The 20,882-nt window shown below is 36.7% G+C and carries 19 protein-coding genes; 2 read left to right on the forward strand and 17 right to left on the reverse strand.

Going from position 1 to position 20,882, the window contains the following annotated elements:
- Positions 1-194 precede the first annotated feature (194 nt).
- From KQI69_RS05415 to KQI69_RS05430, 4 genes are all read right to left on the reverse strand, one after another.
- Entirely contained in the window at positions 195-917 is a 723-nt protein-coding gene (locus tag KQI69_RS05415; RefSeq protein WP_216564329.1) for a metallophosphoesterase, read from the reverse strand.
- A gap of 68 nt (positions 918-985) precedes the next feature.
- Positions 986-1,693, reverse strand: a complete 708-nt coding sequence (locus tag KQI69_RS05420; RefSeq protein WP_216564330.1) for a hypothetical protein — start codon at positions 1,691-1,693, stop codon at positions 986-988.
- Positions 1,694-2,086: 393 nt separating this feature from the next.
- On the reverse strand, positions 2,087-3,661 hold the full coding sequence (locus KQI69_RS05425) for a DEAD/DEAH box helicase (protein WP_216564346.1): 1,575 nt from the start codon (positions 3,659-3,661) through the stop codon (positions 2,087-2,089).
- Between the two features lie 153 nt (positions 3,662-3,814).
- Complete coding sequence (locus KQI69_RS05430) at positions 3,815-4,438, reverse strand: undecaprenyl diphosphate synthase family protein (RefSeq protein ID WP_216564331.1); 624 nt, start codon at positions 4,436-4,438, stop codon at positions 3,815-3,817.
- A gap of 220 nt (positions 4,439-4,658) precedes the next feature.
- On the opposite strand from KQI69_RS05430, the gene KQI69_RS05435 reads away from it, so the two are divergent.
- Positions 4,659-5,033, forward strand: a complete 375-nt coding sequence (locus KQI69_RS05435) for a DUF3783 domain-containing protein (RefSeq protein ID WP_216564332.1) — start codon at positions 4,659-4,661, stop codon at positions 5,031-5,033.
- Positions 5,034-5,074: 41 nt separating this feature from the next.
- On the opposite strand, the gene KQI69_RS05440 is transcribed toward KQI69_RS05435, so the two are convergent.
- The 10 genes from KQI69_RS05440 to KQI69_RS05485 form a co-directional block, all read right to left on the reverse strand.
- Complete coding sequence (locus KQI69_RS05440) at positions 5,075-6,004, reverse strand: hypothetical protein (protein ID WP_216564333.1); 930 nt, start codon at positions 6,002-6,004, stop codon at positions 5,075-5,077.
- Positions 5,994-6,533, reverse strand: a complete 540-nt coding sequence (locus tag KQI69_RS05445; RefSeq protein ID WP_216564334.1) for a sigma-70 family RNA polymerase sigma factor — start codon at positions 6,531-6,533, stop codon at positions 5,994-5,996. The genes KQI69_RS05440 and KQI69_RS05445 overlap by 11 nt, the downstream gene beginning before the upstream one ends.
- Before the next feature lie 177 nt (positions 6,534-6,710).
- Complete coding sequence (locus tag KQI69_RS05450; RefSeq protein WP_216564335.1) at positions 6,711-7,157, reverse strand: YhcH/YjgK/YiaL family protein; 447 nt, start codon at positions 7,155-7,157, stop codon at positions 6,711-6,713.
- A 9-nt stretch (positions 7,158-7,166) separates the two neighbouring features.
- Positions 7,167-8,327 carry an exo-alpha-sialidase gene (locus KQI69_RS05455; protein WP_216564336.1) on the reverse strand — a complete coding sequence of 387 codons (1,161 nt, stop codon included), beginning with the start codon at positions 8,325-8,327 and terminating at the stop codon, positions 7,167-7,169.
- A gap of 69 nt (positions 8,328-8,396) precedes the next feature.
- Positions 8,397-9,680: a TRAP transporter large permease subunit gene (locus tag KQI69_RS05460; protein ID WP_216564337.1), complete on the reverse strand. Its 1,284-nt coding sequence runs from the start codon at positions 9,678-9,680 to the stop codon at positions 8,397-8,399.
- An 18-nt stretch (positions 9,681-9,698) separates the two neighbouring features.
- Positions 9,699-10,187: a TRAP transporter small permease gene (locus KQI69_RS05465; protein ID WP_216564338.1), complete on the reverse strand. Its 489-nt coding sequence runs from the start codon at positions 10,185-10,187 to the stop codon at positions 9,699-9,701.
- A gap of 14 nt (positions 10,188-10,201) precedes the next feature.
- Positions 10,202-11,236 (reverse strand): 4-hydroxythreonine-4-phosphate dehydrogenase PdxA, encoded by a 1,035-nt coding sequence (pdxA, locus tag KQI69_RS05470; RefSeq protein WP_371818743.1) that lies wholly within the window; start codon positions 11,234-11,236, stop codon positions 10,202-10,204.
- A 10-nt stretch (positions 11,237-11,246) separates the two neighbouring features.
- A complete protein-coding gene (dapA, locus tag KQI69_RS05475; RefSeq protein ID WP_216564339.1) occupies positions 11,247-12,152 on the reverse strand; it encodes a 4-hydroxy-tetrahydrodipicolinate synthase in 906 nt (301 codons plus the stop codon).
- 15 nt (positions 12,153-12,167) lie between these two features.
- Complete coding sequence (locus KQI69_RS05480) at positions 12,168-13,322, reverse strand: iron-containing alcohol dehydrogenase (RefSeq protein WP_216564340.1); 1,155 nt, start codon at positions 13,320-13,322, stop codon at positions 12,168-12,170.
- 3 nt (positions 13,323-13,325) lie between these two features.
- The gene (locus tag KQI69_RS05485; protein WP_216564341.1) at positions 13,326-14,570 is read right to left on the reverse strand and encodes a four-carbon acid sugar kinase family protein; all 1,245 of its coding nucleotides are present in this window, start codon (positions 14,568-14,570) and stop codon (positions 13,326-13,328) included.
- 202 nt (positions 14,571-14,772) lie between these two features.
- Here KQI69_RS05485 and KQI69_RS05490 point away from each other — a divergent pair, with 202 nt between their 5' ends.
- Positions 14,773-16,554 carry a sigma-54-dependent transcriptional regulator gene (locus tag KQI69_RS05490; protein ID WP_216564342.1) on the forward strand — a complete coding sequence of 594 codons (1,782 nt, stop codon included), beginning with the start codon at positions 14,773-14,775 and terminating at the stop codon, positions 16,552-16,554.
- A gap of 129 nt (positions 16,555-16,683) precedes the next feature.
- Here KQI69_RS05490 and clpB read toward each other — a convergent pair whose 3' ends face one another.
- The 3 genes from clpB to KQI69_RS05505 form a co-directional block, all read right to left on the reverse strand.
- Complete coding sequence (clpB, locus tag KQI69_RS05495; RefSeq protein WP_216564343.1) at positions 16,684-19,266, reverse strand: ATP-dependent chaperone ClpB; 2,583 nt, start codon at positions 19,264-19,266, stop codon at positions 16,684-16,686.
- A gap of 179 nt (positions 19,267-19,445) precedes the next feature.
- Positions 19,446-20,051, reverse strand: coding sequence for a hypothetical protein (locus KQI69_RS05500; RefSeq protein ID WP_216564344.1), 606 nt, complete (start codon positions 20,049-20,051; stop codon positions 19,446-19,448).
- Entirely contained in the window at positions 20,052-20,597 is a 546-nt protein-coding gene (locus tag KQI69_RS05505; protein WP_216564345.1) for an RNA polymerase sigma factor, read from the reverse strand.
- Positions 20,598-20,882: the final 285 nt, after the last annotated feature.

The raw sequence follows: 20,882 nt of genomic DNA on the forward strand, positions 1-20,882 counted from the left end.
ACCCCCACTTATTGCTCTACGCAATAGAAGTGGGGGACTTACTTGATAGTGTTAAAAAGGGGCTGTCGCATTAAGCATAATCTATACAATTATGTAGATTTTAATAACAGATTTATTATCTACATATTGTATGAATAGTGCCTCGTGCGACAGCCCCTTACAAATTTCAATTATATAAACTCCTTTGCATCGAATTATCTTATCAATTTCGGTACAAAATCAAGATAATCCGATGAAACGAGCGTATAATCTACTCCATTATGTTCACCCATTATACTATAATCAAATCTTTCTTTTCCATGAAGATGTGAATAAACCACCTGCTTTACGCCAAACTCCTGTGCCAGCTCCGTAAATACGCCCTCTTTCTCATATTTGTTTGTCGGAGGGTAATGGAGAAACATGATAAAATCATCATAACCGGCTTCTTTTGCAGATTCATATGACTTTATCAATCTGTTTTTCTCATTCTTAAATCTTTTTTCTATTTTATCCTCTGCGAGAAAACAGTACTCATCTGTGGAAAAACCTTTTGAACCTATAAGTGCATACTTTTTTCCATTCATGTCATCCTTATATTCATAGAAATTATCCTGAAGAAATAAAAGTCTGCCTGCAAAAAGTTCATTCAAACTGTTAGTTTTATTTATTTTGTTCCAAAACCTGTCGTGATTTCCACGAAGAAGTATCTTTCTTCCGGAAAGTGCTGCGATAAACTCAAGGTCTTTCATGCTGTCATCAAGTTTTCTGCCCCACGAATGGTCACCTGTCACCACAACGGTGTCATTTTCTTTCACGATATCGCACCAGTTTCTTTTTATCTTCTCAGCGTGGTCTTTCCACTCATCGCCAAACACTTCCATTGATTTGTCTGACTGAAAGCCCAGATGTAAATCCCCTATTACATACAGCGACATGCTTTACTCTCCTTTGTACTTATTATAATGTTATAATGATGTTATCATTTGTGCAACTAACACAGTGTTTACTTAGTTCCTCTTAATTTATCTTTATCTGAATTATCTACATCATCATTTAACTCATCAACCTGTTTAGTCACTTCTTTATCCTTATTATCCTCAATCTCCATCTTCGTTTCCTGAACCTTTCTGTCCTGTTCTATCGCACGAAGTATATTTCCTATATCCTCAGGTGAAAACATACCGATTGCCCTGCCAAGGTCACCTATATTGCCACGATTTACTTTAAGTGTTCCTCCTCCTGATAACGGAATCGTAATTACCCTTGATGGATCACTCATATCACCGAGACATATTGAATTATCCTGCTCGTTGCACATAAAACATACACCATTATAAACAATACTGCTGCCATCTCCAAGCACAAAATATTCATTTTTATTGTTTGTTAATAATTCCTGTTCCTGCTGCCTCTCCTGTATACTTTCACTGTTCAGCTTTTCTGCTGTAAAGGTCTGTCCCATCTGCATAAGTTTTGATATATCATCAAGCCACATCGACCTGTTTTCTTCTCTCTCCTTATCTGCCCTCTCAAGATTTTCCTTACCGTCCTCAACAGCAATCTGCTTATAAGCATCCAGAACACTATCTACTTTAGCAAGATAGTCCTTCCACTCCTTTTCATCCATACTTTTATCCGGCTCTGTCTGCGATGCAGTCGAAACATTCAGCATACCATTTTTTTCAATAAACAAATTTTCTACTCCTATCATTTTAACCCTCTTTTCCGCACACATTTTTTGTGCATATCAAGATTATGTCAAGTGTGCACAGACACAAATCTTGTGTGTAAAAAATTTTATTTTTCACACTATCCTCTCTTTTCTTGTTATATTGATAGGTATTTGCGAAGCTATCTAAACTTATCAAACACACAATATGTAATTAGCTTTGCAATCACCTATGTTTTATTGCAAAAAATATGCGCCACAATACACAAAACATGTACTATGACGCATTCCCTTGCTGATAAATATATCGGCATACTATTCTGTTTCTTTAATATACTTTTTAATCAGATATATGAATTTCTATCTTCCGGCTGTTTCTACACATACATTTTTAACTTTCAGCCAAAAAACAACCTTCACTTTCAGCCCAGTTAATTATTTCTTATTTGCAGGCTCTACATTTACATTCTTACCTTTTATCTTCGCATGTTTCATAGCTTCGATAACATCAGATGCATACTCCCTCGGCACTTCGACAAATGTATATTTATCATACATATCTATTGCCCCGACAAGATTTCCCTGCATACCCGACTCACCTGCGATAGCACCTAAGATATCGCCTATCCTCACGCGGTCTTTCTTTCCTATATTTACAAAAAGGCGTACCATTCCCGGCTCTGCTCCGGTGTCTCCAAATTCCTCACCTGAATTGTTGTCAAGCACTGCATCTCCCATCTCCATAGAGAGAAGTGCTGCTGCCACCTCGATTGCAGAATAATCACTGTCATCAAGATGCTCCTCAAGAATATCTATCATCTTTCCAAGGTTGTCCTGCTCGATTATTCCACTTATCTTTTCAAGCACCTTTTCTACTTTTATATCCGTAATATCATTTACAGACGGTATCGGCTGTCGTTTTATCTTTGTCTTACAGTATCTCTGAATATCTTTAAGTTTATATATCTCTTTTCCGACAACAAGCGTAAATGCGCGGCCTGTCCTTCCTGCACGACCTGTTCTTCCAATACGGTGTACATAATATTCATCGTCCTGCGGTACATCATAATTAAACACTGCTTCAACATCATCTACATCTATTCCTCTTGCAGCCACATCTGTTGCGACAAGTATATCTGTTCTTCCATTTCTGAAACCGTTCATAACCCTGTCACGCTGGCTCTGTTTAAGGTCACCATGAAGCCCTGCCGCAAAATATCCGCGTCCTTTTAAGTCCTCCACAAGCTCATCAACTTTTCTCTTTGTATTACAGAATACAAGCGAAAGTTCAGGATCATACATATCAAGAAGCCTTGAAAGCACCTCCGCTTTCTTTCTCGGATTTACTTCATAATAATACTGCTCTATCTTAGGAACTGTAAGCTCCTTCTTTACGACCTTTATAACCTCAGGCTCTTTAAGATATGTCTTTGCTATCTCCATAATAGGTTTTGGCATCGTTGCTGAGAAAAGAAGTGTCTGGTGTTGCTCAGGAAGTGCCTGAAGTACTGTCTCGATATCCTCCCTGAATCCCATGTTCAACATCTCGTCAGCTTCATCAAGAACTATCGTTCCAACTGTAGCCATCTTTAATGTATGTCTTCTTATATGGTCAATAACTCGTCCCGGCGTTCCAATAACAACCTGTGTTCCGCCTTTAAGTGAACGAATCTGCTTTGTGATATCCTGTCCTCCATATATTGGAAGCACCTTTATACCATGCATAAATTTGGCAAATTTGCGCATCTCATTTGCACACTGTATTGCAAGCTCTCTTGTCGGACAAAGCACAACTGCCTGTAATTTCTTATTGTGAGGATCAACCCTCTGCAAAAGCGGTATTCCAAACGCTGCTGTTTTTCCCGTTCCTGTCTGAGCCTGTCCTATCATATCCTTTCCTTCAATGGCAACCGGTATAGCCTGTGCCTGAATAGGACTCGCCTGCTCAAATCCCATCTCCGTTACTGCTCTTAATATACGCGTATCCAAACATAATTCTTCAAAATTCATCTTTATTTTCCAATCTCTGTACGACGCACATAAATACAGATCTACCGTACAGTCATAGATCTGCAAAAACGACCTCGTCGATTATACCACAGAAAACCTGAAAAATAATGAATAAACGGTTAATTTTTTACATTTATATAAATTCTTAAATTTTCATCCGCCATATGTCACATCCTGCTTTTTATACCATTCCACAGCCTTATAAAAATCTTTATCCTCGTAATCCGGCCACAGTTTTTCCTCAACATAAAAATCAGAATAGACCGACTGAATAGGAAGAAATCCTGATAAACGCCTCATTCCGCCCCATCTTATTATCATATCGATTCTCGATATATCAGATGAATACGGCTCACCATCGGTTTTCAAACGCGAAAGATCCCATTTCCACCCATAATTTACAAGAAGATTTACTTTTATCCCTCCACCATTTACAGATGTCCTTACCGTATATTTTTTTAATTCCTCAGGAAAGCATTTAGAATCCGTATTCCCCATAACAAGAAGCTCTATCCCCTCACATGACATTATATTTACGGCTTCCACACACGCATCCCTGAAAGCCTCAAACTGTTCATGAGGTCTCTTGCAGTTATCGACAGTAAAACCATAAAATGTAATCTCACCTATGCCATACTCTTTCGCAAGCCTTAAAAGCCTTAATCCCGGTTCAAGCCCATATCTGTATCCCTTTTCTTTTGAAAAACCATGTGCCACAGACCATCTGCGATTTCCATCCGGTATCACTCCAATATGATGCAGTTTGTTCTTTTTCATGTCTTGCAGTCCTTCTTTTACTTATATTTACACTTACATATTTTTTGCATAATATTTGTTATATACTAAGAGTGTTACCATGAATTTTATTTTTATGCTTTATACAACACAATATACAGCCGCTTGATTTTCATTCAATTATCCAATATACTATAATAACGATTTATTAAAAATCCGTATTATTTGGTGCAGATTTCACTCTAAGAAAGGACACAACACCATGCCAAAATTACTTCTTATAAATATAACCGACACAAACAATATCCGCCGCTTTGTTTCACCCATGAACATTCAGGTTGAGACAATTACACCTGCCAATTTTGACAAAACACTTGGCACTCTCGCTTTATCAAAGCAAAAAGAGACACCTGCACCAATCGGTGCAGATGCCTCTGCTTTTAAGGAAAGCCTCATAGTTTTCTGTGATGTTCCTGAAAAAAAGTTTGATAAGATCCTTTTTAAACTGCGTCAGTCTAAGATTTCAGTTGACTATAAAGCTATACTCACTCCGACAAATTCAAAATGGACTGTCAAAAGACTTATGCTTGAACTTGAACGCGAACATGCTGCTTTTATATCAATGCACAAGGGATAGTATACACTTCCCTGTGCATCAAGGTCCGCATATATTTTTTACTACTTCAATTCAAAAGTTGTAAAGTAACTTTTCTCATCTGAAAGCATTTTGATTTTTTTATCACCTTTTCCATGATATGCCTCTTTATATGTCATTATCTTTTCTTTTACGGCAATATCCACATTTTCAGACGTACCATCTTTATATGTGATTTTGCAAGTCACAGTCAGATTATCAAATGCCGCATTTCTGCCTTCAACAAACTTCGCCAGACCTTTGTCCTCATCTAAATCCGTATTCCACAGTTTTTCATACACATTTTTAGACACTTTCTTATAATCATACAAATATATAACAGCTTTCTGCTGGGACTTTGCAGCAATCGTAAATGTAGAGTAGCAATTATTTACCATTTTAACCTTAGATTTCACTTCAAAATCACCGATTTTGTCTTCATCATCATTACACTTATCTCCATTTAACACATATGAATTTTTCTCAGGCTCTGCAACACGAAAACCTCCATGGTTTACAGAATATGTTATTGTATCAATCTGGTCGCCTTCAATAATTATCGGACACGAAATCAAATAATCTATTTCTTTTGTTTTCTCGTCACCGTCCCAGACCGCTCCGTCACTGTCTTTCTCAGAAATGACAGGTGTCTCTTTTCCTTTTTCCAGTTTCTGCACTTCTGCTGCTTTTACCTTAACTGCAAAGCTGTTTACCACACTTTCTTTTTTCCCCGGTGCAGATGTACCTGAATTTGTCGATACAGTATTATTATTCATAATTTTTCCCGGCACATCCCCATAGGCAATCCCTACTACCAAAGCAGCACATGCCACCAATGCCACTGCCGGTTTAATATAAGTTTTTCGTTTTTTCATTGAATAATCCCCCATTTCAAATTTGATTTTTGTTTCATCATCTCTAATATCCTGAGTAAGGGCTTTTTTTAACATTTGGTCCAATTCCTTATCCTTCATAGTGAATATCCTCCAAATCTTTTTTTAACATGTTTTTTGCCTTGCGCATCCTGCTCTTTACGGCACTCTCCGTAATATGAAGACATTTAGCAATTTCTTTAATTTTAAGTTCCGCAGAATAATACAGATAAATAACAACCCGGTATTTATCCGGCAGTTTTTGCACCTTCTGCCTTATTATCTCATCTGTTTCTTTGCGTAAGAACTGCTGCTCCGGTTCTTCTGCCTCTTCTCTGATACATTCTACTCCACCACTTTCTAAATGTTTTTCATAGCTTTCAAATGCCACTATTCTATGGCGCCAGGCAAATTTTCTTCGTTTATTTTTCCATATAAGTATCGCAACAGAAAGTGCATAACTTTTTAGTGAATCCTTATTATCTAATTTTTCTGTCTGCTCCCACAGTTTTAACATTGTATCCTGATAAAGGTCATCCCCCTGTGCAGTCCCACCTGTAGTCATCCTGCAAAATCGGAGAATGTCTTTTCCATCTTTAGATGCAAACTGTTCAAATTCCTGTTTTGTCACTTCTGTCGTTCCTCTCTCTTCCTTTGACGTCTCGGGTAGAACCCTTACACCTGTATATTGTAATAACTCAGAAAAAAGTTTCTTTTTTGCAACACTTTCCTATGAAACAAAAAATATTTCAATACGCAAACAAAGACACCTGTGCCAATCGGCACAGATGCCTTTGTTTTATCTTAACTATAACTTAATCGGAAGCTTCAATACAATTTTCCTATATGTATACGCCTTATCCATATGAGATATCGCTTTATGTCCATCATTTGGAAACATAATATAAAACATTCCCTCAGAAATCAATATATGATGTTCTTTTTCACCATCCCATCTGACAGCATCTTTTGCTTTATCATATGGAACTACTTCGCGAAGTTCTCTAATATCATTCCATGCTAATTCTTCACATCCCTCCAGTAAGATCTGTACATCTATATACTTTCTATGCGATTCAAATGTTCCTTCATAAATAGATTTTGTTTCTCCACTCTGAACCATGAAATATCCATTTTCTAACTCATATAATCCATCTTCTAATTTCTCAATACTACGAATTTTTATGATTGCTTCAGAAATTCCCGGTACAACAACTTCATACATATTTATATTTTTTACATTGTCTATTATCATGGCAAACTCCTACTTTATCTGTGCGGAAGTAGGATTATAAAATCCTGCTTTTTCTCTTTTACTTCCTAATACATCTTCTTCTGTAAAGCACATATATTTAATGCCAATTCTATTTTTATAGGCAAACGCAAGATGTAATCTTCCATCTTTTCCCTGCATTAAATACGGATATTCATATTGTTTATTATTTGTTGTATTTTCTTCTCCGCAAAATCCTTCGCCTCTTTCCATCAAACGGATTATCGGCCAAGTTTTTCCCTTATCCTCAGATAATGCAACCGCTACCGGACATCTCAGTCCCGGCCATGCAACTTTTCCATATTTTGGATCAGGTGCATGCGTTGGATTATAAGCAATTGCAATTCTTCCACTGGCAAGTCGTACAGCACTTATACTGGAATTATTATTCGGAAGAATTGTAGGTACAGGTTTTGTCCATGTATCTCCCCAGTCCTCTGAATTACTTACATAAATATTATCTGCAAAACGACTCCTTAAAAAGCATACAAGATGTCCTTCTTCCAATTCAACTATATTAGCATGAACCGCACCATTACTTTCCGGCATATCTACTTTTTTCCATGTCTTTCCCTCATCATCAGAAATTCTAAATACTGTAGGATCTCCTTCTAAACCATTCTCTGAATCAGTGCAGATCCAGTTTCCAAAAATCCATCTGCCATTTGACAAAATCTGTATAGGCTGACGGCAAAAACTTCCTTCCTCTGGAAAGATCACAGAAGACTCTCCCCATGTATCACCACCATCATAACTTTTCTGGCATCGTATTATAGAAGTAAACTGCATATTATCTTTTCCTTCCATACGATCTAACTGAGCAGTATACATTGCCCATACCGCTCCATCAGGACCTTTAAAAAGAGACGGATTTTGTTCACTGCGTTCCGTATCATAAGACACTTGTACAGGTTTTTCCCACGCAGTTGCTCCTTTTTTTAATTTTGCACACACAACACTTATATCTTTGCTTCCCTCAAACGAACCTGCAAACCATGCACAAAGCATATCTCCATTATCTAGTTCCAACAATGCCGGAGCATGTGCAGTATTATATTTTCCGGGTGGAATCATTGCTTCCAGTGTTCCCATATCATCATTGATATAAATCTCCCCATCCGGAGTTAGTCTCTGTATATGTTTTAATTCCATTTTTGTTTCCTTTCTTTTATGAACATAATTGTCTGTTGTCAATTCAGTGTCACGCAGTTATACTTCATTTTATTTATATGCCCATATCGACAATTGTGGAAAAAGCATATAGATTGCAATGATCAATGTCATTATACCCCATAATGGTAATATTTTTTTTGCAATCTTAAATGGTTCAACTCCCGCAATTGGTGCCATAATATATAAACTCACACCAAACGGAGGAGTAAGTGATCCTATCGCAACAATTCCTGCCATTCCAGCTCCATAAACCATAGGATCAATTCCAAATGATGCCGCAATCGGTGCCACAATTGGTACGATAATAGCTATCGGATTCATAAACATCATTCCAATAGACATTACTACAATACTTGCAAGAATAAATGCTGTCGGAGATGACAAAATACTTGTAATCGCTCCTCCAATGATCTCTCCTCCATTAAATACATCCATAAGATTTGAAAAAGCTACCGCAAAAGCTAACATCATTGCTACAGAAGCAACATTCTTTACTGATCCGACGATTGCCAGCCATATTCCTTTTAGATCAAGCGATTTATATATAAACAATGATACGATACAGGCATATACGACTGATACAGCCGCTGCCTCTACTACAGTAAGCAAATTCGAAAAAATTCCGCCAAGTATGATAACTGGTGATAAAAGTCCCCATATACCATGTCCTATAACTTTTGCAGCCCCCTCTTTTCTAAGTGCTTCATACGACTCTGAAATCTTTTTCTGGTCTCCAACATCTTTACGGCAATGTAGTAATGTAATCAAAATCAATGCAGCAGCACAGGTCAATCCAATGACAGCACCTACCTTAAACATTTTTCCTTCATCAGTGCCAGCCATTGCACAATACTGTAATATAGCAGAACTTGGTGGAATAAGCTGTCCCAAAGATCCGGCAGCTGCAATCATGCAAGCAAAAAACAAGCGATCATAACCATACTCTATAAGTATTGGAAGCACCATTGCTCCAACTGCTGCAACAACCGCCATTCCTGATCCAGAGATCATTCCATAGAAAATTGCAGTTAAAACAGCTACCAACGGTATACATGAGCGAAACCTTCCAAGAAAATATCGAAATACATTGAAAATTTTCTCCGTTAACTGCCCCTGTGACATAATATTTCCAGATACTACAAACAATGCGATTGCTACATATGTTGTTTTACCAGCTGCACTGGTAAGCCATCCCACAATATCAGACATTCCATAAAGGGAGCCTCCATCCATCAATGATGGTATGATAAATGCTGCTCCATATGCTGATACCATTGAAAATCCAAAGATAAGCAATACAACAAAAAATACTCCAAATATTACACCTATCATTTTAACATCTCCCCCTTTCTATGATACCGATACTTCCTCTGTAGATTTCAGCGTTTTTAAAAACATCTGCATATCTCGAAACAGATTCAGCAAAAAGCCTGCTGTTGGTGCCAGATAAATGATCCATAATGGAATTCCCGTAACTCCAACTGTTCCATCTGCCTTTGTCTTTATATCAAAGACAATCGCACCGTAAATAAAAAATATACTCAATACAGCATCAAGCAGATACTGTGTAGAAAAAAGAAAATTCTGTAATTTCTTTGGATATTTGGCAGTTAGCGCATCAACAATAATATTCGCACCTCGTTTTGTACAATAACTTGCACATAAAAAACATACCCATATATAAGCAAATATAGAAATTTCTTCAGGTATTCCTACAAACGTAGGAAACAGAAATTTGCAGACCACATTCACCGTTTCCATAATAAACATTATAATAATCCCTATTGCGATCGCATTTTCTTCTATATTTTTTAAAATAGTTTTTTTACCTTTCTCCATCGCATACTCCTTCCTTATCTGGCCTTATTTCCTGCCATCCGTATAGCATAATCCATTGCATTTACCAGACTAAGTTCATTGGCTACACCTTTCCCCGCCTGATCAAATGCCGTTCCATGATCTACTGATGCGCGTATGATCGGTAAGCCAAGTGTTATATTCACTCCTGCTACTGCATCCCATTTTTGTTCTTTCTGGTTATAAACAAATCCTACTACCTTAAGTGGAATATGTCCCTGATCATGATACATCGCTACAACAATATCATACCACCCACCTCTGGCCTTCGAAAATACGGTATCTGGTGGTACTGGTCCATCAGCCAGAATTCCTTCTGCTTTTGCCTGTAAAATAGCAGGTGTGATTTCTTCAATTTCCTCTTTTCCAAACATGCCATTCTCCCCACTATGTGGGTTAAGTCCTGCAACTCCAATCTTTGGATTTTCAATTCCAAGTTCTTTACATGCCTGATCTGCAATTCGTATCACTTCCAGAACCCGTTCCTTTTTTACTCTGTCACAGGCCTCTCTTAAAGAAACATGTGTAGATACATGAACGACTCTAAGATTTTCATGAGCAAGCATCATAGTATATTTTTCTGTTCCCGTATATTCTGCATAAATCTCTGTATGTCCAGAATAATGATGACCTGCAAGATTCATCGCTTCCTTATTTAAAGCATTGGTAACAGTAGCATCAATTTCATGATTCATGGCTAATTCTATTACTTTTCGAACATATTCAAATGCTGCATGACCTGCCATTGCCGAAACAACTCCACGTTCCAATTTGTCCATATCAACCAGCTTCATGTCATATACATCAATTGTTCCATATGTAAAAAATGCTTCCTGTACATTATGCACTGTATGGATTTTTATATCCTTACCTACAATTTTAACTGCTTCTTCCATAACAGCTGTATCACCTACTACCAAAGGTAAACATTTTTCATATATCTCCGGATCTGATAACGCCTTTACTGTAATCTCAGGTCCGATGCTTGCGGGATCCCCCATTGTAATTCCAAGAATAGGTCTTTTTTTCATTTTGTACCTCCTACTGCATACCCTTATCTGCATTTTCTTTTAATACTTTTTTAATGGCTTCAATTCCTTCTTCCGGTACCTGATTAAATGGAGCACGGCATTTTCCAACTGGATATCCCATCAGGCTAACCGCAGTCTTTACAATAGTGTTTGGATTTCCATATTTAAAGCAGGCTCTAAATGAAGCAATAGACTCATTAGCTTTCTTTGCCTCCTCGATTTTTCCTTCCACAAACAACTCATAAATCGAAGACATTGTTTTAGGATACAGATTTGCACATCCCGCAATTCCACCTGTTCCTCCTGCCAGCAGATTCCAGATGATCAATGCATCATTTCCTGATAAAACACTAAAGTTTCCACTCGCTTTTGTTTTCGAAATATACTCCAGAATGTTATTAAAGTTTCCTGAAGAGTCCTTTGCCCCTACAATATTATCTATCTCTGCCAGTTTTCCTACAGTTGCAGGTGCAAGTGCATTTCCTGTTCTTGCGGGTATATTATAAAGAACAATCGGCATATCAGGTACGGCCTTTGCCACTGCCTTATAATGCTCATATAACTCATTCTGTGAAGCTGCTGCAAAAGAAGGAGTTATGATTGAAAGTACATCTGCACCCAGACTTTCTGCCATTTTGGACATTCTGATTGTATCTTTGGTACTTATGCATCCGCTTCCAGCATATACAGGCACTCTTCCATTTGTTTCTTCAATAACGGTCCTTAAAACCTGTTCTTTTTCCTGATCATTTAATATATATCCTTCTCCATTTGTTCCAAATGGAAATAATGCATGTACTCCACCATCGATCAAACGATTTACCTGATTTCTAAGTTCTATAACATTAACACTTTCATCGTCATTCATAGGTGTAATTATCGGTGGGATAATTCCTTTTATTTCAATATTTTTCATTTCAGTATACACTCCTTATAAAATCTGAAGATACAATTCTCTTGCATCATCTGCTGTAACAGTTCTCATGTTATTTACCAATAACCTCTGCACATCCATTCCAGCTTCCACAAGAAAATCCAGATCATCCTTGGACACTCCGTATTCTTTAAGATTCGTAGGAATATCCAGATGACGGATGATACCACACATTCTTTCAAGTACCCATGCAGATTTTTCTTCTACTGTAAGAGATGCATTGCCCTCATGATTAACCCTGTCATACGCCATTGCAAATCTCTCACGCACTACTGGCTCATTAAACTTCATCACTGGCGCAAGCATAATAGCATTTGAAACACCATGTGGAATATGATATTTTCCACCAAGTGGATAGCTTAAAGCATGAACTGCTGTTGTTCCAGAAGCTGTAATCGCAACTCCTGCATAAAATGCTGCTATCAGCATGGAATTTCTTGCATCATCTGCATTTTTATCATCACAGGCCGCTTCAATATTATTGATAATAAGGTCAAATGCTTTTAATGCAAATGTATCTGAAAATGGATTTGCCTTATTTGAAGTAAAACACTCAATCGCATGTGCCATTGCATCTATTCCTGTAGCAGCCGCAATTTTTCTCGGCAGATTTTTTATCATTTCTCCGTCAAGCAACACATAATCAGGAATCATCTCATCATTTACAATTCCCACCTTTAGCTGTTTTTCCGGTACTGCTACAATTGCATTTGGTGTTGCTTCTGCTCCTGTTCCTGCCGTTGTCGGAATCATCAGAGATTTCACACATTTCTTTGCAAGTTTTGGATCATCAAGCAAGTCTCTTACCTGATATTCATCTGTTGCAAGAATAGAAGAAAGTTTTGCAGTATCCATTACACTTCCACCTCCAACTGCAACAATAAAGTCACAATTCTTGTTGTTGAATTCTGATACTACATTCTGAGCCTCATCACATGTAGGTTCTGGTGTCAGATCACTGATAATCTCATAAGGAATTCCAGCTTCTTCTATATAATGAAGCGGTTTCTCCAACAAACCTTCACTAATAATTCCCTGATCTGCAAAAACAGCAACTTTTGTTGCATTCATGGTAAGTATATCCTTCAAATTCTCTAAAGCCCCTTTTCCAGCATATACAGTATGTGGCATTTTTAAACTATATTGTTCCATTTTCTATTCCTCCTTAAGAAAATTTATCAATTCTTCAATCAATTTTTCCTGCCCAAATCCGCCTGATTTTGTAATAATATAAAAATCACGATTTTTATATTTTAAACTTGCCAAAACGCATCCGGGACAGATTTCTTTTATTGGTTCCAGCCCTTTACATCCAATAGCATCCATAAACCCTAAAAGTGTATCTCCTCCAGTGATCAGAAATGTTCCATCCATCCCATCATCAATCAAGCTTTTTGTAAGATATCCCATGGTCTGTGAAACACGTTCCCTCATTTCCTGAGTGTCATATTTCTTTGCCCTGACATACATAATTGTATCATTACTTCCTTCTTTGTCATTACCGTCAATAATAAAATGATCACCTTTGTTTTTAACTATCTGTTCTATTTTTTCTTTTCCTTCTTCGCTGTCCCAATAACTCTTTTCCAATTTTTCTTCTGGTTTTAAGTTTATTTTTTTCATCCCTCTCTTTTCAGCATATGAGAGTTGACTTCTCGTTATAGGATTTACACTTCCACAAACAATTATCAGATTAGATTTTGTTTTATATTTTCGTGTTTTACCTGTTTTGAGGCTTAACATTTCTGGAAGTTGTGCTGCAAATCCTGCACATCCTGCAAATACAGATGTTTCAGATTTCTCTTTTATCTCCTTTGCAATAAGATGTAATTCATTCTCATTTTCTGTGTCAAACAGCAAAAGATCAGCTTTTTCTTGTTCGAGAAGATATTGTTTTTTCGATATTTTTAAAATCTTATCATGATATCCCGTATTCTTTAAAATCTCTTCTATATCATCATATTGAACAGGCTCAAAGGGATCTTGTCCAAAAACACTTTTAGTCACTGGAATTTGATCAATATATAAAATTCCTTCTTTTACGATTCTATTCATTTTAGGAAATGCTGGCAGAAAAAGCATTTTTCTCCCCATATATGCATCCTGTACTGCCTGTATTTCACATCCAGCATTTCCCCTCAGTGCCGAATCTGTTTTCTTATAAACATAAGGAATTTTCTGTTTGAGCGCCTCTTCACAGATCTCATATACTGTCTTATAAGCACTTTCCTGAGAAACATGCCTTGTTTCAGCATCAATAACCAAAACCTCACATTCTGTATTGATATCCGGCCATTCTTTACTTACTACAACCTGTGTCAGAATTCCTTTTTCTGAAAATTGAACACCTGTATCTAATGCGCCGGTAAAATCATCTGTTAGTATCAGCAATTCAACCATTATCTTCACCTTCTTTTCTGTTCTTATTTCTTATAATGCTATTTTATTTAATCCAATAGTTTCTCTCAAATATTTTTGTTCTATTTTTGTTTCATTTTGAAACATTCATGGAAGCTTTATAAATATTTTTTTGTTTTTTATTGTCTTTTATTTATTTAACATTTATTATTGTTTTATATTTAAACACTTCGGAGGAATTTACATGTTAAATAAAATAATTCACATTTTAGTCATCGCCCCTTATACAGGACTCGCAAATCTAATAAAAACAGTAGCAAAAGAATTCGAAAATCTCCAATTAGATATTTATATTGGTGATTTAGAGAATGGTGTAAAAATCGCTCATGAACATCTTCCTGGAAATTATGATGCGATTCTTTCCAGAGGTGAAACAGCCAGACGCATTCAATGTATCACACCTCTTCCCGTCATAGATATTTCTTTTTCAGAATATGACATTCTACATACTTTAAAACTTGCTGAAAATTACACACAAAATTTTGCATTTGTAGGATTTAAAAGTATTATAGACACTGTCAAGCTTTTATGTAACCTTCTTCAGTATCCCATAAAAACATATACTATCAGCAGCGAAAAAGATATTGAACCGACTTTAGATATATTAAAAGAAAACGAAATCTATCTTATATTCAGTGATACCGCAACAAATTCACTCGCAGCAGAAAAAGGTATACGGTCAATTTCAATCACAAGTGGCACAGAAAGTATTAAAGAAGCACTTATGCGCATTATTCAACTACATGAAACTTTTTCTTCTTTTGAAGAAAAAGTTCATTTACTTGAAAAAAGTATGGGGCTTATGTCGTCATATACATTTATACTTGATGAAAATAATCAGTTATATTTTTCATCTTATCACAAAACAGATTTTTCAGTTATCTGCCAATATTTGCAAAATCTCCCAAAAGAAGATATACATGAAGCTATATCGAAACAATTTCATCTGATAAACGATAAATTATTTGCTATTCACGCACAAAAGTGTACTTATGATGATACGCATTCATATTATATCTTTTCTCTTGATCTTAGCCCTGTACCAAATCAGAGCAGTAAATATGGCATAAAGTATTATAAATATGAAGATGTTAAAAGTAACTATTATACAGGCTTTTTTGCCCTGACAACCTCTGCAATACAACTTTCATCCCAAATACAGGAGTTAAATAGCAGTCATATGCCCGTAATGATCCTTGGAGAACGCGGCACTGGGAAAGATCATATTGCCTACCGATTGTATCTTGAAAGCAACCTGACTAGCAACCCTTTTATTTCTATTGATTGCAATCTTATTACAGAAAGATACTGGGCCTTTTTAACTAAACATATCAATTCTCCATTTTGTGACAATGATAATACTATTTATATCAACAACATTCAGATTTTAGACGAATCCAAAGCAAGGCAGCTTCTTTCTATTATTCTGGATACAAATCTGCACAAAAGAAACCGACTGATCCTTTCTTGTTCACTTTCTATAAGAGAAAATCGTGATCCGTCAAGAGATTTTATTGATTATCTTCCATGCACAACCCTTTATATGCCACCTCTACGCGAACTTACAGATGATCTGGCTTCGGCATCCAGTCTTTATCTAGATAAACTAAATAATGATCTTGCCAGACAACTCTCTGGATTCGAACCAGATGCACTTGCGTTATTATGCAGATATGACTGGCCAAATAATTATATACAACTCAAGAGGGTTCTTTCCGATGCAGCAATACATACACAATCCGGCTACATTCAAGCTTCTACTATAGAAGATATTCTTAACCGTGAAAAAAAGCAATATGCTATCACTGCCCCTGTAAGATCAGATAATGATTTCAATAAACCCCTGCAGGAGATCATACATGATGCTGTACTCTCTGCACTAAATCAGTGTAACGGAAACCATTCTAAAGCAGCAGAACAACTTGGTATTGGTCGAACGACCCTATGGCGATATTTAAAACAATAAAACATTTGTATAGATATTTTTAATTTAGTAAGAAATGAAATATTAAAGATTCATCTATAACTTAAATAGGAGGCGGATCAATCCGCCTCCTCAAAGTATGCATGCCCACTTCGTTATACATGCACATTTTTACTTAGCATTTACTACAAAATTGTCGCCTTCTACACCTATAGATATCACATCACCTGTATGAACCTTATCACCAAGTATTTCTTTTGCAAGAAGTGTCTCAATATTTTTCTGCAAGAAACGCTTAAGTGGTCTAGCACCAAATGCAGGCTCATATGCATTATCTGCAATATACTTCACCGCCTCATCTGTAAGCTCTACTTTAAGCTCTTTATCTGCAAGTCGTTTATTTAAGTCCTCCATAAGTATTGAAATGATACCCTGAATGTTATCCTTTGTAAGCGGCTTAAACATTACTATCTCGTCAAGACGGTTAAGGAACTCCGGTCTGAAACTTGCTCTTAAGTCTGCCATTGCATGTTCCCTAGCCTCATCACTTATACTTCCATCTTCCTCGATTCCATCAAGAAGATATGACGATCCGATATTTGATGTAAGAATGATGATAGTATTCTTAAAGTCTACCGTTCTTCCCTGTGAATCAGTCACACGACCATCATCAAGTACCTGTAAAAGTACATTGAATACATCAGGATGTGCTTTTTCTATCTCATCAAACAGTATTACCGAATATGGCTTTCTGCGGACTGCCTCAGTAAGCTGGCCGCCCTCCTCATATCCTACATATCCCGGAGGTGCTCCGATAAGTCTTGACACTGAATATTTCTCCATGTATTCACTCATGTCGATACGAACCATATTGTTTTCATCATCAAAAAGACTTGCCGCAAGTGTTTTTGCAAGTTCTGTCTTACCTACACCGGTTGGTCCGAGGAAAAGGAATGAACCTATAGGTTTTGTAGGATCTTTGATACCTGCCTTTGAACGAAGGATTGCTTCTGATACAAGCTTAACACCTTCCTCCTGACCTATAACTCTCTTGTGAAGTTCATCTTCAAGATGAAGTGTCTTTTCTCTCTCACCCTCGTTCAGCTTTGTAATAGGAATACCGGTCCATCTTGATACTATCTTTGCAATCTCATCATCTGTCACATTTTCCTGTACAAGTGTCCTGTCTTCCTTCTTTACCTTTGCTTCTTCTGCTTCAAGCTGTTTTTCAAGTTCAGGCAGTCTGCCATACTGAAGTTCTGCAAGTTTTTCAAGATTATACTCTCTCTTTGCAGCATCCATCTCAGTATGAAGTGCATCAATCTGTTCTTTAACTTTATTTACTTTATCAACAGATGCTTTCTCCTGATCCCATTTTGACTTCTGAGCCGTAAAGCTGTCTTTAAGTTCTGCAAGTTCCTTCTGGAGTGTTGCCAGTCTTTCTTTTGAAATATGGTCTGTCTCTTTTTTAAGGGCAGCTTCCTCAATCTCCATCTGCATTATCTTACGCTGTACTTCATCAAGTTCTGCCGGAAGTGAATCAAGCTCTGTTTTTATCATCGCACATGCCTCATCGACAAGGTCTATTGCCTTGTCAGGAAGAAATCTGTCTGAAATATATCTGTTTGAGAGCGTCGCCGCTGCAACAAGTGCGGCATCCGTAATCTTTACACCATGATATACCTCATATCTGTCCTTCAATCCACGAAGTATTGAAATCGTGTCCTCAACGGTCGGCTCGCTTACCATAACAGGCTGGAAACGCCTTTCAAGTGCGGCATCTTTTTCGATATACATACGATACTCGTCAAGAGTTGTCGCACCTATACAATGGAGTTCACCTCTCGCAAGCATAGGTTTAAGCATATTTCCTGCATCCATCGCACCATCTGTCTTTCCTGCACCTACTATCGTGTGCAGCTCATCGATAAAGAGGATTATCTGCCCCTCGCTCTTCTTTACTTCCTCAAGAACAGCCTTTAGTCTTTCCTCAAATTCACCTCTGTATTTTGCACCGGCAACAAGTGCTCCCATATCAAGTGCAAATATCTTCTTATCTTTAAGTTCGCCCGGCACATCACCTCTTACGATACGCTGTGCAAGCCCTTCAACTGCTGCCGTTTTACCTACACCCGGTTCACCGATAAGTACCGGATTGTTTTTATTTTTTCTTGAAAGTATACGGATAACATTTCTTATCTCACTATCCCTGCCGATAACAGGATCCATATTTCCCTCTTTTGCCCTCTCGACAAGATCAGTTCCATATTTTTCAAGTGTATCATAAGTTGCTTCAGGATTATCACTTGTCACACGCTGGTTTCCCCTGACCTGCGAAAGCACTTGAAGAAATCTCTCTCTCGTTATCTGACACTGTTTAAAAAGTGCCTTTACCTCTTTGCTCGGATGTGCGAGAAGACTAAGGAACAAATGCTCAACTGATACATATTCGTCTCCCATACGCTTTGCTTCATCTTCTGCATATATAAGTGTTTCATTAAGATAACGGTCGATACGCATGTCACCGCCTGTTACCTTCGGACGCTTATTTAAGAGTCCATCTATCTGTGCCAGAAATACTTCAGGTTCTATCCCCATCTTCTCAATAAGTTTGCTTATAAGGCTTTCATCAACTGACATCATAGATGCAAGTAAATGTTCCTCGCCCATCTCCTGATGACCATAATCCATGGCAATCTTCTCACAGCCCTGAACTACTTCCTGTGATTTCTGAGTAAATTTACTGATGTTCATATAATCTCCCCCTCTCTGTGAGATTGCTGCTATTGTTCGCACCTGTCATGCGTACAATAACAGCTCAATGATTATTTTTCCCGATATATAAAAATCTACAGATAAATAACAAATAACTTTGTTTTCCTTATCTGCAAGACATAATAGCACTAATTGTTAGCACTGTCAAGAGGTGAGTGCTAATTTATTTTTTCCCTAAATATCTCTACAATAAGCGTTACAAAAGCAATCGTCCACATCACATATACGGGTATCAGAAAAAAGCCTGTCGAACTTCGTACTCCATCTGCCATATAATAAACTATCTGATGTTCTGTTTTTAAAACATTATGAATGTATGTGTACATTTCAGGGATATACACTTCCAGCTGTGTAATTTTGTCAATAAATAAATTTTGAAAAAATATCATCAGCATATATGCAAAAACAAAAAACTTTCTTCCTATTTTCAAATTCTTTATATTAAAACATTGTTTTATAATCAATATAATGCCTAAAAATATACTTATATAGATAGGCAGAAAGGATATATAAAATCTTATATGTTCATGGAACAATGCATCTATAACCAATCCCCAAAGACTTATATCTATATACTTACAGCTTTTTCCAAATATAATTGCTCCCACAAGTATATATATTGCTGAGAGCGTCAATATTCCATACATAAATAATATCCTCATTCCTACTTTTTTAACAAATCTCAACTCAGTTTTTTTTACTTCCGGTGTCATTGAAGAATATAATAAACTTTCAAACTGTTCATCTGTCATTTTTTGTTTCATCTAAATCCACTCCTTTTCTACTTTTTCCTTAATTATCTGTTTTGCTTTTCTCAACCTGCTTTTGACCGTATTCTCGGATAAATCATACAACTGTGCGATTTCTTTTATTTTCATATCTGCCGTATAATATAAATATATTGGCATTTTGTATTTTTCAGGCAGCTCTTTTACATAATCCCTTATTGCCTGTATCATTTCATTTTTTATCACTTTGTTTTCAGGACTGTCAGGCAACATTACACTTTCTTTTCTTATATTTAAACTCAAACCATGTTCAATGTTTTGTTCATAACTTTCCTGCTTTGCTATCCTTTTTCGCCATGCAAATTTTCTTTTCATATTTTTATGTAAATTTAAAGCTGTCGATATAACCCAGCCTTTTACATTATCACTCTGTTTTATTTTTTTATAATGCTCCACAACTCTCAACATAGTTTCCTGATATAATTCTTCTGCTTCATATTCATTATTTGCTATGATCTTACAAAACCTTAACAGCTCCGTACCATATTCTGATATAAAATTATTTAACTCCTTCTTATCCACTTAACATATTCTCCTTTTCCCACACATTCAAACAAAATCTAACTAATGTACTATATATGTTTGATAACTCAAATTTCTCTTTCATTATATATGTTGTAATAAACCACTAAAAGGTTTATATAAAAACAAAAAATCCGAAATATATTTTTATCTCGGATTTTTTGAGTTAATTATTTAACACTATCAAGTAAGTCCCCCACTTCTATTGCGTGGAGCAATAAGCGGGAGTGGGGACTTGCTTGTATCAGGAGGGGTACAAGCCCCTTCTGATATGCTGCGATAGCA

Source organism: Eubacterium sp. MSJ-13, from assembly GCF_018918235.1.
Lineage (GTDB): Bacteria > Bacillota > Clostridia > Lachnospirales > Lachnospiraceae > Butyribacter.

Excerpts from the sequence above, each read along its gene's own strand:
- KQI69_RS05440 (WP_216564333.1), bottom strand. The coding sequence starts at position 6,004 with ATGAAGGATAAGGAATTGGACCAAATGTTAAAAAAAGCCCTTACTCAG.
- KQI69_RS05460 (WP_216564337.1), bottom strand. The coding sequence starts at position 9,680 with ATGATAGGTGTAATATTTGGAGTATTTTTTGTTGTATTGCTTATCTTT.
- KQI69_RS05430 (WP_216564331.1), bottom strand. The coding sequence starts at position 4,438 with ATGAAAAAGAACAAACTGCATCATATTGGAGTGATACCGGATGGAAAT.
- KQI69_RS05420 (WP_216564330.1), bottom strand. The coding sequence starts at position 1,693 with ATGATAGGAGTAGAAAATTTGTTTATTGAAAAAAATGGTATGCTGAAT.
- KQI69_RS05450 (WP_216564335.1), bottom strand. The coding sequence starts at position 7,157 with ATGATAATAGACAATGTAAAAAATATAAATATGTATGAAGTTGTTGTA.
- KQI69_RS05500 (WP_216564344.1), bottom strand. The coding sequence starts at position 20,051 with ATGAAACAAAAAATGACAGATGAACAGTTTGAAAGTTTATTATATTCT.
- KQI69_RS05480 (WP_216564340.1), bottom strand. The coding sequence starts at position 13,322 with ATGGAACAATATAGTTTAAAAATGCCACATACTGTATATGCTGGAAAA.
- pdxA (WP_371818743.1), bottom strand. The coding sequence starts at position 11,236 with ATGAAAAAAAGACCTATTCTTGGAATTACAATGGGGGATCCCGCAAGC.
- KQI69_RS05435 (WP_216564332.1), top strand. The coding sequence starts at position 4,659 with ATGCCAAAATTACTTCTTATAAATATAACCGACACAAACAATATCCGC.
- KQI69_RS05455 (WP_216564336.1), bottom strand. The coding sequence starts at position 8,327 with ATGGAATTAAAACATATACAGAGACTAACTCCGGATGGGGAGATTTAT.
- clpB (WP_216564343.1), bottom strand. The coding sequence starts at position 19,266 with ATGAACATCAGTAAATTTACTCAGAAATCACAGGAAGTAGTTCAGGGC.
- KQI69_RS05490 (WP_216564342.1), top strand. The coding sequence starts at position 14,773 with ATGTTAAATAAAATAATTCACATTTTAGTCATCGCCCCTTATACAGGA.
- KQI69_RS05485 (WP_216564341.1), bottom strand. The coding sequence starts at position 14,570 with ATGGTTGAATTGCTGATACTAACAGATGATTTTACCGGCGCATTAGAT.
- KQI69_RS05465 (WP_216564338.1), bottom strand. The coding sequence starts at position 10,187 with ATGGAGAAAGGTAAAAAAACTATTTTAAAAAATATAGAAGAAAATGCG.
- KQI69_RS05415 (WP_216564329.1), bottom strand. The coding sequence starts at position 917 with ATGTCGCTGTATGTAATAGGGGATTTACATCTGGGCTTTCAGTCAGAC.
- KQI69_RS05425 (WP_216564346.1), bottom strand. The coding sequence starts at position 3,661 with ATGAATTTTGAAGAATTATGTTTGGATACGCGTATATTAAGAGCAGTA.
- dapA (WP_216564339.1), bottom strand. The coding sequence starts at position 12,152 with ATGAAAAATATTGAAATAAAAGGAATTATCCCACCGATAATTACACCT.